Origin of the sequence: Aureimonas endophytica (assembly GCF_014642635.1) — a bacterium.
Taxonomy (GTDB): Bacteria; Pseudomonadota; Alphaproteobacteria; order Rhizobiales; family Rhizobiaceae; genus Plantimonas; species Plantimonas endophytica.
Window position 1 is genome coordinate 309,808 of the sequence record NZ_BMIQ01000001.1, and the last position, 12,286, is coordinate 322,093.

Consider the following 12,286-nt stretch of genomic DNA (forward strand, 5'->3'; position numbering starts at 1 on the left):
CGCATCGAGCGCCCCGGAAACGGGGTGAAGGGACAGCCACGGCATGCGCCGTGCGGCCGAAGGGCACGATGCCCGGCCGATCGATCAGGACGACCACATGAACCACTTCACCAAACGCGTCGCCGCCGCGTCGCTCGTCGCATGCCTGTGCGCCGGCCTCGCGTCCGGCGCGGCAGCCGCGATGTCCGACTACGAGTTCCAGCTCGTGGGAGATACGGTCCCGACGGGCAAGGCCGTCCCCTTCCGCGTCAGGCTCGTCGACACGCGGACGGGTCGGACCGTTCCGGACGCGGTCATCTTCGAGACCCGCCTCGACATGGCGCCGGACGGCATGGAGACGATGACGGCGCCCGTCGAGGTCGTCCCGTCCGGCGAGCCGGGCGTCTACAAGCTGAAGGGGAACTTCGTCATGGCCGGCGGATGGCGGGTCTCGCTCGGCGCGAAGGTGCAGGGCGAGGAGGGGACCCTCCGCGACGAACTGGTCCTCAAGGCCGCCGACTGATGCGACCGCTCTTCTTGGGCCTTTCCCTCGTCGCGTTCGCCGCGGCGGGGGGCGGAGGCTATTGGCTCGGCCTCGGCCGTCCGGACCTCGCGGATCTCGTCGCCACGCTGCCGTCCCTCGTCGCCGGAAGCGCCGCCGCACCCGCCGCCGATGCGCCCGCATCCCCTGCGGTCGCCCCGCGCTCCACGCCCGCGAACGCCGCTCCGACCGCCTACTACCGCGACCCGGACGGCAAGCCCTTCTACTCGGCGGGACCGAAGCGGACGGCCGACGGCCGCGACTACGTGCCGGTCCCCGTCGGAAGCGACGCGGCGGCGGCGGATCCTGCCTCCTCCCCGGCAGCCGGGGCGCCGACGGCCCCGGCGGTCCCGGAGACCGGCGCGAGGAAGGTCCTCTACTACCGCAACCCGATGGGACTGCCGGACACCTCCCCGGTTCCGAAGAAGGACTCGATGGGGATGGACTACATTCCGGTCTACGACGGTCCCGAGGAGGAGGCGGGGATCGTCAGGATCTCGCCGGGGCGGGTCCAGAGGACGGGCGTGCGGACCGAGGCCGTGGAACGGCGGTCCGTCTCCCGGCCGCTCCGCGTCCCGGGCGTCGTCGAGCTGGACGAGCGCCGGATCGCGGTGGTGACGACGCGGGCGGACGCCTTCGTCGAGGAGGTCGCCGACGCGACGACCGGCTCCGCGGTGACGAAGGGAACGCCGCTGGTCAGGCTCTATTCGCCCGAGATGGCGGCGGCCGGGGCGCAGCTCGTCATCGAGGTGAAGGGCGGGGCTTCGAAGACCGGAGGAGGGGCGAGGCTGCGGCTCGAGAACCTCGACGCGCCCGAGGAGGCGATCCGGGAGATCGAGCGGACCGGCAAGGTGCCGCTCTCGATGGTCTGGTCCGCTCCCCAGGACGGCGTCGTCCTCGAGCGGTCGGCAGTGCGCGGGATGATGGCGAAGGCCGGCGACGTCCTGTTCCGCCTCGCGGACATCGCGACAGTCTGGGTCGTCGCCGACGTGCCCGAGAGCCAGGTCGCCGACGTGCGCGTCGGCTCGGCCGCCGCGATCCGTCCGACGAGCCGGCCCGGCCGGACCCTCGGGGGCGTCGTCGACCTCGTCTACCCGCAAGTCGCCGCCGCCACGCGCACCGTCAGGGTGAGGATCGCGGTCGACAACCGCGAGGGACTGCTGCTGCCGGGAATGTACGCCGACGTCGTCGTCGACGGAGGCTCGCCCGCACCCGTCGTCGCGGTCCCGAACGAGGCCGTCCTCGACACCGGCAGCCGCCGCGTCGTGATCCTCGACCGGGGCGAGGGCCGCTTCGAGCCGCGTGCGGTGGAGATCGGCGCCCGCGGGGACGCCTACGCCGAGATCGCCTCCGGCGTCGCCGAAGGCGACCGCGTCGTCGTCGGCGCCAACTTCCTGATCGACGCCGAAAGCAACCTCAAGGCCGCGCTGACGGCCTTGGCACCGCGTGCGGACGAAGCGGAGGCCAAGCCATGATCCCCGGCATCATCGGGTGGTCGGCGCGCAACGTCGTCCTCGTCCTCGTCGGGACGGTCTTCGCGATCCTCGCGGGCCTCCACGCCCTGCGGACGCTGCCCCTCGACGCGATCCCGGACCTCTCGGACGTCCAGGTCATCGTGTACACCGAGTATCCGGGACAGGCGCCCCAGGTCGTCGAGGACCAGGTGACGTTCCCGCTCACGACCGCCATGCTGACCGTGCCGAAGTCGAAGGTCGTGCGCGGCTTCTCGTTCTTCGGCGTGTCCTTCGTCTACGTCATCTTCGAGGACGGCACCGATCCCTACTTCGCCAGGAGCCGCGTCCTCGAGTTCCTGAACGGCGCGGCCCGCCGCCTTCCCGCGGGCGTCAGCCCGACCCTCGGACCGGACGCCACGGGCGTCGGCTGGGTCTACCAGTACGCCGTCGTCGCGAAGGAAAGGACGCTCGCCGAACTGCGCTCGCTCCAGGACTGGGTGGTGCGCTTCGCCGTGTCCGACGCCGACGGGGTCGCCGAGGTCGCGAGCGTCGGCGGCTTCGTCAAGCAGTACGCCGTTGTGGTCGACCCGAACCGCATGCGGACGCAGGGCGTCACCCTCGACATGGTCCGCAAGGCGGTCGCCGCGAGCAACATGGACGTCGGCGGCCGCACGATCGAGCTGACCGAGACCGAGTACATGGTCCGCGGCCGCGGCTACCTGCGCGGCGTCGAGGACATCGGCGACGTCGTCCTCATGAGCGAGGCAGGCGTCCCGCTGCGCCTTCGCGACGTCGCCCGGGTGGAGACGACGGCCGACGAGCGCCGCGGCATCGCCGAACTCGACGGCGAGGGAGAGGTCGCGAGCGGCATCGTGCTCCAGCGCTACGGCGCGAACGCCCTCGACGTCATCGACGAAGTGAAGGCGAGGATCGCCGAGGTGCTCCCGAGCCTCCCCGAGGGCACCTCGATCGTTCCCGTCTACGACCGCTCGCAGCTCATCGGGCGGGCCATCGAGACGTTGAAGGGGACGCTCCTGGAGGAGAGCCTCATCGTGGCGCTGGTCTGCGTCGTGTTCCTCCTGCACCTGAGGAGCGCGCTCGTCGCCATCCTGATGCTCCCGGTCGGCATCCTCATGGCCTTCGCCGCCATGAAGCTGACGGACCTCGGCTCCAACATCATGAGCCTTGGCGGCATCGCCATCGCGGTCGGCGCGATGATCGACGCGGCCATCGTCATGATCGAGAACGCCCACAAGCACCTGGAGCGGGCGCCGCCCGGGAAGCCCAGGCTGGAGATCCTCGTCGAGGCCGCGAGCGAGGTAGGCCCGGCGCTGTTCTTCAGCCTCCTCGTCATCACGGTGTCCTTCCTGCCGATCTTCACGCTGGAGTCGCAGGAAGGGCGGCTCTTCGGCCCGCTCGCCTTCACCAAGACCTTCGCGATGGCGGCGGCGGCGCTCCTGTCGATCACCCTCGTCCCGGCGCTGATGGTGCTGTTCGTGCGCGGCCGGATCGTTCCCGAGCACCGGAACCCGGTGAACCGGGTGCTGATCGCCCTCTACCGTCCGGTCATCGCGACGGTGCTGCGGGCCAAGGTCCCGACGATCCTCCTCGCGGTCGCGATCCTCGCCGTGTCGGTCTGGCCGGCACGCCAGCTCGGCTCCGAGTTCATGCCGGACCTCGACGAGGGAACGCTGATGTACATGCCGACCACCCTGCCGGGGCTGTCCGTCACGAAGGCGGCCGAACTCCTCCAGACGCAGGACCGCATCATCCGGTCGTTTCCGGAGGTCGCGTCGGTCTACGGCAAGGCGGGAAGGGCGCTGACGGCCACCGACCCGGCGCCGACGGAGATGTTCGAGACGCTGATCAACCTGAAGCCCCGCGAGGAGTGGCGACCGGGCACGACGCTCGAGAGCCTGAAGCGGGAGATGGACGCCGCGCTCCAGTTTCCCGGGGTTTCGAACGCCTGGACGATGCCGATCCGCGCCCGCATCGACATGTTGTCGACCGGCATCCGCACGCCCGTCGGGGTGAAGGTCTTCGGCACCGACCTGAAGGAGATGGAGGCGGTCTCCCGCCGGATCGAGACGGTCCTCAAGACCGTGCCGGGCACGTCGAGCGCCTACGCCGAGCGGGTGATCGGGGGCTACTTCCTCGACATCGTGCCGGACAGGACCGCGCTCGGCCGCTACGGCCTGTCGGTCGGCGACGTCCAGGATACGATCGCCACCGCGCTCGGCGCGGAGACCGTCACGACGACGGTCGAGGGCAGGGAGCGGTACGCTGTCGTCGTCCGTTATCCCCGCGAGGCGCGCTCCGACCCGGTATCCGTGGCGAGAAGCGTCCAGGTACCCTTGCCCGGCGGCGGGAGCGTCCCGGTCGGCGACGTGGCGAAGGTGGAGACGACGCGTGGCGCGACGTCGATCCGGACGGAGAACGGCCAGCTCGCCGTCTACGTCTTCGTCGACATCGCCGGGCGCGACCTCGGCGGCTACGTGCGCGACGCGCAGGCGGCGGTGAGGGACCAGGTGAAGCTGCCGCCGGGCTACCGCGTCGCCTGGAGCGGCCAGTTCGAGTACCTCGAACGGGCCGAGGCGCGCCTCGCGGTCGTCGTTCCGCTCACGCTCGCGATCATCTTCCTCCTCCTCTACCTGAACTTCCGGGCCCTGACGGAGACGCTGATCGTCATGCTGTCGCTGCCCTTCGCCGTCGTCGGCGGCGTCTGGCTCATGTGGTGGCTCGGCTTCAACATGTCGGTCGCCGTCGCGGTCGGGTTCATCGCCCTGTCCGGCGTCGCCGCGGAGACCGGCGTGATCATGCTGGTCTACCTCCAGCACGCGGTGGCCGAGGTCAGGGCGAACCGCATGGCCTCAGGGCGGCCGTTCGACCGCGAGGCGCTGCGCGAGGCGATCATGGTCGGCGCGGTGGAGCGCGTGAGGCCGAAGATGATGACGGTGGTCGCCATCATGGCGGGGCTCCTGCCGATCCTTTGGAGCCACGGCGCCGGGTCCGAGATCATGCAGCGCATCGCCGTGCCGATGATCGGAGGCATGGTCTCGTCGACCGTGCTGACGCTCCTGGTGATTCCTGCGGTGTTCGGTCTCGTGAAGGGGTGGGACCTGGCCGGAAGCGCATCGGTGGGTCCGGGACTTCACAAGGACGAGACCGGGTGGGAAGTGGAAGCCGCGTGACGGTCGGTTCCGGATTGCGGAAGACGCCGCTCCGCCCGGGAGTCCGGGACGGATCTGCTCAGGGCGCCCGAGGCGCGAGGAGAACGATTCCGGCACCGAGCAGGCAGACCATCGCGCCGACCACGTCCCAGCGGTCGGGGCGGGCACCCTCCGAGAGCCAGAGCCACAGGATCGACGAGACGATGTAGACGCCGCCGTAGGCCGCGTAGGCCCGCCCGGCCGCCTCCGTCTCGACGAGCGTGAGGAGCCAGGCGAAAGCTGCGAGGGAAAGCATGCCCGGCACCAGCCAGAGCGGCGAGCGATCGAGACGAAGCCAAGCCCAGAAGGCGAAGCATCCGGCGATTTCGGCGAGGGCGGCGGCGGCGTAGATGACGGGCGTCATGTGGATCCGTTCCTCATTTCGGGCTCGGCGGACAGCGACGGATGCCCCCGGCGGAGGAGCGAGACCAGGCAGGCCGAAGCGGCGGCGAGTGCGGTCAGGACGTACAGCGTCGGCGACGAACCCACAGGCGACGACGAAGGCGAGCGCCCCCGCGGGCGGGAAGTCGAGGCGCAGGAGGATGGCGAGCACGATCGGGGTGAGGAGCAGCGCGGCCCCGTCGTTGGCGAAGACGGCGGCGATGGCCGCGCCCAGCAGGACGACGAGCGGGAACAGCCGCCGCCCGTTGCCTCCGCCCCAGCGGGCGACGTGGAGCGCAGCCCAGGCGAAGAACCCGGCCTCGTCGAGGACGAGCGAGATGACGATCAGCGCGACGAAGGTGAACGTCGCGTCCCAGACGATGTGCCAGACCGTCCCGACGTCGCCCCAGCCGACGACGCCGGTCGCCAGTGCGACCGCGGCGCCGGCGAGTGCCGACCACCCGATGCCAAGGCCCCGGGGCTGCCAGATGACGAGGACGAGCGTGGCGACGAAGATCGCGAGCGCGAGCATGGAATGTCCGGGGACAAGAGGATCAGAGGGTGCGCTGGTTCACGCGCTCGGACAGCTTCTCGCCGCTCTCGACGCGCTCGGAGTAGCGGTCCGTCAGGTAGTCGGCGCGGCCCCGTACGAGATGGGTGAACTTCGCCAGCTCCTCGCAGACGTCGACGACGCGCTGGTAGAGGGCGGACGGCTTCATGCGCCCCGCCTCGTCGGACTCAAGGGACGCAGCTCCGAACGTGCCGCGTTAGATGATGCCGGCACTCGGAAAGAGAGGAGGTGCAGACGCTGCTCCGGTTGCGGATTAATATGGAAGTGAAGGGATCGTCAGGCTCGATTCGCCTTCTTCCCCGTACACCAGCGCCTACGAAGCGAGATGCGGACAAACCATGCGGCCCTGATCACGGCCTTGCCGGCCGAGCGGTTGGAAGCCTTCGTGAAGGACTGGCTCAGCGTCCGAACGCGGGACTACCACAGCAGCCAGCGTTGGAACGGTACCGGCGACATGGGACGGGACGTCGTCGGATACGTGACGGAGCGACGCCACGAGGGCGATTGGGACAACTACCAATGCAAGCAGCTGGGGACCAGGCTGTCTGAAGCTTCAGCCTTCGTGGAACTCGGCAAGATCTTCATGCACGTTGCGGACGGTGCGTTTCGGCTCCCGCGTGCCTACTTCTTCGTCGCGCCGAGAGGCATGGTGCGCAACGTTCTGACGTTCATTGCCCATCCCGAGCGGTTTCGGCAGGCGTTCATCGATCGATGGGACGACGTTTGCGCCCCGGCCCTCGTGGAGAACTCTGTGGTTCCCCTTTCGCCGGAGATCGAAGCCGCCATCCGTGCCTTCGACTTCACCCGCGTCCACGGCTTCGACGCAGGCAGCCTCTCGGAGGACCCGGCGATCCGGCCGGTCTTAGTCAAATGGTTCGACGACGACCCCGGCGAAGCGCCTCCCGGCGTCGTTCCCGAAGACATGCAGGCGGAGGAAGCACCCTATCTCCGGCAGCTCGTTGACGCGTATGGAGAGCGGGAGACAATCGTCTTCGCCGGAGCCCATGAGGTTCTGACGCATCCTGTCTGGGGCGACGATCTGCGCGATCAGCGACAGCGTTTCTTCCACGCAGTCGAGTTCAAGAGGTACTACCGGGAGAGCACGTTCCCGGAGGTGATGTCGGCTTTCACGGAAGACGTCTACCATGGCGTGGTCGACACACACAGGGAAGCGTATCCGGATGCGCTCGGACGAATGACCGCCGTGATGAAGGAGGCGAAGAGCGTGGCACCCGCGGGCGCACTTGCCCGTTACGCTCGAGTGCCCGTGAAGCAGGGCGTCTGTCACCACTTTATCAATGAAGGTCGGCTTTCATGGAAACGATGAACCGACCCGATGAATTTCGCGCCCCTTTGTTCAACAGTCCGCTGGAGACCGGGCTGCGGGCCCTCGTCGTGCTGGACGCCCTCCATCCGCGGGGGTGCGACCTTGCGGAGATGACGTGGTTGGACCATCTCGTCGTCCATACCTCCGACCTCGACGGCTATGCCGGAACGGCTGCACCGTCGAGCCTCCATCCCGACCTTCCGAACAGGGTCGGCGAGATCCTCGTCCGTCGTCGTCTGGTGGAGGAGAGCGTGCGGCTGATGCATCGCGTCAACTTGGTTGACGTGGTGCACGACGAGAGCGGCATCCGGTTCGTCGCGGGCGAGGATGCGCCGAGCTTCCTTCGGACCCTGCAGTCCGGATACACCGAAGCTCTGAAGTTGCGTGCTGATTGGTTGGCCGCCCTCGTTCGCGAGCTGCCGGAGGGAGGTCTCGCCCAGCTCGTCACCGAAAAGATCGGTCGCTGGACGGCGGAACTGCCCGTCGACGAACCCGGACGCGATCTGCCGTGACGGGTATCCGCCTCCGCCATCTGGTCTTCACGGGCGAGGGGGTGCAACCTGCCGGCATCCGGTTCGACGAGGGCGTGAACCTCCTCTTCGGTGCGTCCAACACGGGCAAGTCCTTCTCGCTGAAGGCGTTGGACTTCATGCTGGGCGGCTCCACGCCGCTTCCCGCCATCGAGCAGCGGGTGGATTACACCTCCGTCTGGCTCGGACTGACGCTCCCCGACGGCAATCCCGTTACGATCTACCGCGCCGCCGCCGGCGGCGCCTACAAGGTCTTCGACGGCCTGGTCCACGACGCCCAAGACGGCAGAGCGGGCAGGACCCTGCAGCCGGCGCACGACGCGTCTCGGAAGGACAGCCTCTCCCAATATCTCATGGGCGCGCTAGGCCTGGACGGACGGGTCGTCGCCAAGAACATGAACGGGGAGAAGGAATCGCTCACGCTGCGAAGTCTCGTTCCTTACGTCCTGGTGCAGGAGGGAACGATCATGTCCGAGCGCAGCCCCGTGCTCGCTTCGGGCCAAGTGATCCGCGAGACGGCCGAGAAGAACGTCTTCAAGACCCTGCTCACAGGCCGAGACGATTCTGCCGTCGTCGCGACTGTGAACGCGAAGACGCAGAAGACGGTCAGGAACGCCAAGGTCGAACTCGTCGACGAGTGGATGTCCAAGGTCGACATCCAGCTCGGCGATCCCCCGCCGTCGCGCGAGGACGTCGCGCAGAGGCTGTCGCGGGTCGACGAGGAACTCGCCTCGCTCCATTCCGAACTGAGGGAGCTCCAGGACTCGCTCGACGAGCAGGTCGCACGGCGTCGCACGCTGAGCGATCGAGCGGACGAACTGACGGCCCGCCTGCTGGAACTGAGGGTGACCGTGGCCCGCTTCGAACGGCTGCGGGAAATATACGACTCGGACATCTCGCGGTTGGACGCCCTAGAGGAGGGCGGCTTTCTCATCCTGGCCATCGCGGGGCGCGATTGTCCGGTCTGCGGGGCGGCTCCTGCGGACCAGAAGCATTCGCACGGCCTCGACGACATCGCGTCGGCGCATCGCTCCGCGAAGGCCGAGAAGCGGAAGATCGAGCTCGAACGCCGCGACCTCGTCGCGACCATGGCGTCCTTGTCGGCCGAAGGTCGGGGACTCGAAGCGGCTAGGATCGAGAACGAACGGAACCTCGCGGAAGCGGAGGCGGTCCTGGAGGCTCTTCGACCGTCCGAAGGCGGCGTACGCAAGCGCTACGAAGCCATGCTTCTGAAGCGCGCCGAGCTGCACGGTTTGACGGACCTGCTCGATCGCAGAGACGAGTTGTCGGCTCGGAAGGCCCAGCTGGAGAGCGTCGTCAAGAACAAGAAGGGTGAAAAGCTGGTGGTCGGAACCGACGGCAACACCGCCTTCGCGCTTTCGGCGACGCTGCAGGAGGTCCTCGGGCAATGGCGCTTCCCCGGTGCGGAGCATGTCCGGTTCGACAACGACCTGCAGGATCTGACGATTGCCGGAAAGGAGCGGGCGGCGAACGGGAAGGGTGTTCGAGCCATCCTCCACGCCGCGTTCAAGGTCGCGGTCCTCGTCTACTGTCGGCGACACGGCAAGTCCCATCCCGGCTTCGTCGTGCTCGACACGCCGCTCCTGACCTACCGGGAACCTTTGGCGCAACCTCGGTACGGCGAGTTGGAGCCTGACGAGATCGCCCTGCGGCAGGTCGGAATCGTCGAGAGCTTCTACCGGCACCTCCTGTCGATCTCCGACCTCGGACAGTTTGTCGTCATCGAGAACGTGACGCCGCCCGCCTTTCTGAATGAACTCGCCAACGTGGAGACGTTCACCGGCCGCTCGGGCGTTGGGCGTACGGGCTTCTTTCCGCCCCACGCGGAGACGACCGCCTTGGATCTCGTCGCATAGCTCGGATGGGGTTCGGCACGGGTCTCCACAAGGCGATCCTCCCGATCGCGACCCGAAGACCGCCCTTGCCCGACGCTCGTCGGGCTGAGTCGGCCCGCAGCCACGACAAGGACGACAAAAGCCGTGTGACCGCGTCGCATGAGCTTCTTCGAGCCCGAGATGGAGGAGTGGACTCCCGCCATGCCGCTTGCCGCGACCACCGTCTCCTGGACGGTCGACTGGCTGAACTCCTTCGAGTTCTGGACGGTCACGGGGATCTGGCCCGGCGGCGGCCATCATCCGACCGGCGACGGAAACACCCGGAGGGCGATGAGATGATGTCGGCGCCTTCCAGAAGATCCAACGGGACGACCCATCGTACGCGCGAGCGCCAGCCGTCGCCCGAAGGCCGCCCCTTCAAGATCCTCAGCATCGACGGCGGCGGCATCCGCGGCATCCTGCCCGCTGCGATCCTAGCCCAGTGCGAGGACCGCTTTCTCGAGGGCAGGTCGATCGGACCTCACTTCGACATGATCGCGGGCACGTCGACGGGCGGCATCATCGCGCTCGGCCTGGGGAAGGGCATGACGGCGAACGGAATCCTAAACTTCTATCTCGATCGAGGTGACCAAGTGTTCCCGCCGCCCGCAGGGCCGGTCGACCGCATGCTCGGCAAGGTCCGCCGGTTCGTCCTCTCCAAGCACGACAGGCGCAACCTCGAGGGCGAGCTGCGCCGGGTGTTCGACGACACCCTGTTCGGCGAGGCGACCGCTCGCCTTATTGTCCCGGCCTTCGAGGGCGTGCACGGCGAGCCCTACATCTTCAAGACGCCGCATCATCCGGACTACAAGCGCGACGGAAAGGAGAAGATGGTCGCCGTCGCCTGTGCGATGTCCGCGGCCCCGACCTTCCTGGGTACCTTCGACCTCAACGGCTACGTCGTGATCGACGGCGGCATCTGGACGAACAATCCCGTCATGAACGCCCTCGTCGACGCCCTGACCTGCTTCCAAATTGAAAGGAGCGACATCCAGATCCTGAGCATCGGCTGCGGGCAGGCGCGCTATTCGATCACGAGGCGTCAGCGGCATGGCGGGCTCTTCGACTGGCGAGGCGCTCTCGAGGTGGCCTCTCGTGCCCCATCGATGGATGCATTGGGGCAGGCAGGTCTACTGATCGGCCGACAGAACCTCATTCGCCTCGATGCACCCGAGAGCGACGACCTTATCCCGATGGACGATTTCGCACGGGCTGGCGTCGAACTTCCCGGCATGGCGCGAACGATCATAGACGGAGCCGGCGACGGCGTGCGTCGAATGTTCCTGTCCACATGACCGGTCGTGGCTTACCATACGATCCCTCTATGGGAACGCGCGAAGCCACGATCACGCGTTGACGTGATGCTCGTCGCCGGTCTCACATGCTGCCGATACCGATTATGAGCAGCGTCTAGCGCGGTGCTGAACACCCGCTCCAGCCTCCACACCGTGGTCATGTGTCATCCAAAGCTAAGTCCGAAGCGTTCACCCACCGATTTTCGCCGACAGCCGTTCCGAGGAAGCGGCTGTTCAGGGGGCCTCGACGGGCGCGGGCGGCGAGCGCTTCACACTCGACGGCTACTCCGCGACGGTGCCGAGCCGGATGCGCGGGTTCACAGGTAGCTTCACGCTACACGTGCCCTGCGTGCTGTGGACGACGGACGAGAACGGCGACCGGGTATACGACCGCGAGGTCGTCGCGACATGGGGCCCGCTGCCTATCCCAGCGCCCGGCAGCATCGCCGTCGGCCGTGGGGGCCTGGTCTCGTTCGAGATGGGGAAGGTCCGGTGAGCCCCGTGACCGCCCACGCTGTCGTCCGTTGGCTCGAGCGCGTCCGCCGCGTCGACCTCTCCCGGCTGCCTCCGGAATGGTCCAACCTCCGGCGAGCGCAGTGCGGCTGCGACCATCTTCGGATGTCGCTCGACGACGCGAGGGAGGCGATCCTGCCGTCCCGGCTCCATTGCTACTTGGATCTCGATCCGCGGGCGGTCCGTGGCGCCGACCGGGTGCTCGTCGTCCGAGAGCGGAGGGTCGTCACCGTCCTGGCCGCCGAAACCCGCGTTCTCAATCAGCCTGAGGCGGCCTGACGGTCACGTCGTCCGGGTCGATGCCCGCCTCCTTCGCTGCCTCGACGACCTCGGCTTCTTCGACGGCCTCGATGTCCTCGCGCTCGTCGCTTGAGACCGGTGGAACGCTCTCCGTCTCGTTCAGCGGGGGTCGGCTCGGGACGGCCATGGCGTGCTCCTGTCATCGTTTTCTTGCATTCTGCAAAATCTAGAGCGGAGGCCGCCACCGACGAGCTTCCTGTTTTTAGGAAGAAGAGGTTGACTTCCTAAATGTAGGCAGTATGTTCCTCATTACCGGGAGCGGACAGCCGCACCGGGCGCCCGAAGGAGGCC

At 67.8% G+C, this 12,286-nt stretch carries 11 protein-coding genes and 1 pseudogene; 9 read left to right on the forward strand and 3 right to left on the reverse strand.

Going from position 1 to position 12,286, the window contains the following annotated elements; genetic code table 11:
* Nucleotides 1-97 precede the first annotated feature (97 nt).
* The 3 genes from IEY14_RS01570 to IEY14_RS01580 are packed head-to-tail and all read left to right on the forward strand — an operon-like array spanning nucleotide 98 to nucleotide 5,165.
* On the forward strand, nucleotides 98-502 hold the full coding sequence (locus IEY14_RS01570; protein WP_188907342.1) for a FixH family protein: 405 nt from the start codon (nucleotides 98-100) through the stop codon (nucleotides 500-502).
* Nucleotides 502-1,995, forward strand: coding sequence for an efflux RND transporter periplasmic adaptor subunit (locus IEY14_RS01575; RefSeq protein WP_188906467.1), 1,494 nt, complete (start codon nucleotides 502-504; stop codon nucleotides 1,993-1,995). Before IEY14_RS01570 ends, IEY14_RS01575 begins: the two co-directional genes overlap by 1 nt.
* Nucleotides 1,992-5,165 carry an efflux RND transporter permease subunit gene (locus tag IEY14_RS01580; protein WP_188906468.1) on the forward strand — a complete coding sequence of 1,058 codons (3,174 nt, stop codon included), beginning with the start codon at nucleotides 1,992-1,994 and terminating at the stop codon, nucleotides 5,163-5,165. Before IEY14_RS01575 ends, IEY14_RS01580 begins: the two co-directional genes overlap by 4 nt.
* Nucleotides 5,166-5,223: 58 nt before the next feature.
* Here the strand turns inward: IEY14_RS01580 and IEY14_RS26275 are convergent, their stop codons facing one another.
* Both IEY14_RS26275 and IEY14_RS01590 read right to left on the reverse strand, forming a co-directional pair.
* The gene (locus IEY14_RS26275) at nucleotides 5,224-6,096 is read right to left on the reverse strand and encodes a YnfA family protein (protein ID WP_188906469.1); all 873 of its coding nucleotides are present in this window, start codon (nucleotides 6,094-6,096) and stop codon (nucleotides 5,224-5,226) included.
* 22 nt (nucleotides 6,097-6,118) lie between these two features.
* Nucleotides 6,119-6,313, reverse strand: a pseudogene (locus IEY14_RS01590) (arsenical resistance protein ArsH); the annotation flags it as partial.
* Between the two features lie 147 nt (nucleotides 6,314-6,460).
* Between IEY14_RS01590 and IEY14_RS01595 the strand changes: the two are divergent.
* The 6 genes from IEY14_RS01595 to IEY14_RS01620 all read left to right on the forward strand — a co-directional run bounded on the left by IEY14_RS01595 (nucleotide 6,461) and on the right by IEY14_RS01620 (nucleotide 11,974).
* On the forward strand, nucleotides 6,461-7,462 hold the full coding sequence (locus IEY14_RS01595) for an ABC-three component system protein (RefSeq protein WP_188906470.1): 1,002 nt from the start codon (nucleotides 6,461-6,463) through the stop codon (nucleotides 7,460-7,462).
* Nucleotides 7,450-7,974 (forward strand): ABC-three component system middle component 2, encoded by a 525-nt coding sequence (locus IEY14_RS01600; RefSeq protein ID WP_210318254.1) that lies wholly within the window; start codon nucleotides 7,450-7,452, stop codon nucleotides 7,972-7,974. The genes IEY14_RS01595 and IEY14_RS01600 overlap by 13 nt, the downstream gene beginning before the upstream one ends.
* 74 nt (nucleotides 7,975-8,048) lie before the next feature.
* Complete coding sequence (locus IEY14_RS01605; RefSeq protein WP_188906471.1) at nucleotides 8,049-9,869, forward strand: coiled-coil domain-containing protein; 1,821 nt, start codon at nucleotides 8,049-8,051, stop codon at nucleotides 9,867-9,869.
* Between the two features lie 138 nt (nucleotides 9,870-10,007).
* Nucleotides 10,008-10,187, forward strand: a complete 180-nt coding sequence (locus IEY14_RS01610) for a type II CBASS E2 protein (RefSeq protein WP_188906472.1) — start codon at nucleotides 10,008-10,010, stop codon at nucleotides 10,185-10,187.
* A complete protein-coding gene (locus tag IEY14_RS01615) occupies nucleotides 10,184-11,182 on the forward strand; it encodes a CBASS cGAMP-activated phospholipase (RefSeq protein ID WP_188906473.1) in 999 nt (332 codons plus the stop codon). The genes IEY14_RS01610 and IEY14_RS01615 overlap by 4 nt, the downstream gene beginning before the upstream one ends.
* 618 nt (nucleotides 11,183-11,800) lie before the next feature.
* Nucleotides 11,801-11,974 (forward strand): hypothetical protein, encoded by a 174-nt coding sequence (locus IEY14_RS01620; protein ID WP_188906474.1) that lies wholly within the window; start codon nucleotides 11,801-11,803, stop codon nucleotides 11,972-11,974.
* On the opposite strand, the gene IEY14_RS01625 is transcribed toward IEY14_RS01620, so the two are convergent.
* Nucleotides 11,952-12,122, reverse strand: a complete 171-nt coding sequence (locus tag IEY14_RS01625; RefSeq protein ID WP_188906475.1) for a hypothetical protein — start codon at nucleotides 12,120-12,122, stop codon at nucleotides 11,952-11,954. The genes IEY14_RS01620 and IEY14_RS01625 overlap by 23 nt on opposite strands.
* Between the last annotated feature and the right edge of the window lie 164 nt (nucleotides 12,123-12,286).

What these genes read in the sequence shown, in the direction of transcription:
- IEY14_RS01580 (WP_188906468.1), top strand. Translation starts at nt 1,992, where the DNA reads ATGATCCCCGGCATCATCGGGTGGTCGGCGCGCAACGTCGTCCTCGTC.
- IEY14_RS01610 (WP_188906472.1), top strand. Translation starts at nt 10,008, where the DNA reads ATGAGCTTCTTCGAGCCCGAGATGGAGGAGTGGACTCCCGCCATGCCG.
- IEY14_RS01570 (WP_188907342.1), top strand. Translation starts at nt 98, where the DNA reads ATGAACCACTTCACCAAACGCGTCGCCGCCGCGTCGCTCGTCGCATGC.
- IEY14_RS01615 (WP_188906473.1), top strand. Translation starts at nt 10,184, where the DNA reads ATGATGTCGGCGCCTTCCAGAAGATCCAACGGGACGACCCATCGTACG.
- IEY14_RS01620 (WP_188906474.1), top strand. Translation starts at nt 11,801, where the DNA reads ATGTCGCTCGACGACGCGAGGGAGGCGATCCTGCCGTCCCGGCTCCAT.
- IEY14_RS01600 (WP_210318254.1), top strand. Translation starts at nt 7,450, where the DNA reads ATGGAAACGATGAACCGACCCGATGAATTTCGCGCCCCTTTGTTCAAC.
- IEY14_RS01595 (WP_188906470.1), top strand. Translation starts at nt 6,461, where the DNA reads ATGCGGACAAACCATGCGGCCCTGATCACGGCCTTGCCGGCCGAGCGG.
- IEY14_RS01575 (WP_188906467.1), top strand. Translation starts at nt 502, where the DNA reads ATGCGACCGCTCTTCTTGGGCCTTTCCCTCGTCGCGTTCGCCGCGGCG.
- IEY14_RS01625 (WP_188906475.1), bottom strand. Translation starts at nt 12,122, where the DNA reads ATGGCCGTCCCGAGCCGACCCCCGCTGAACGAGACGGAGAGCGTTCCA.
- IEY14_RS26275 (WP_188906469.1), bottom strand. Translation starts at nt 6,096, where the DNA reads ATGCTCGCGCTCGCGATCTTCGTCGCCACGCTCGTCCTCGTCATCTGG.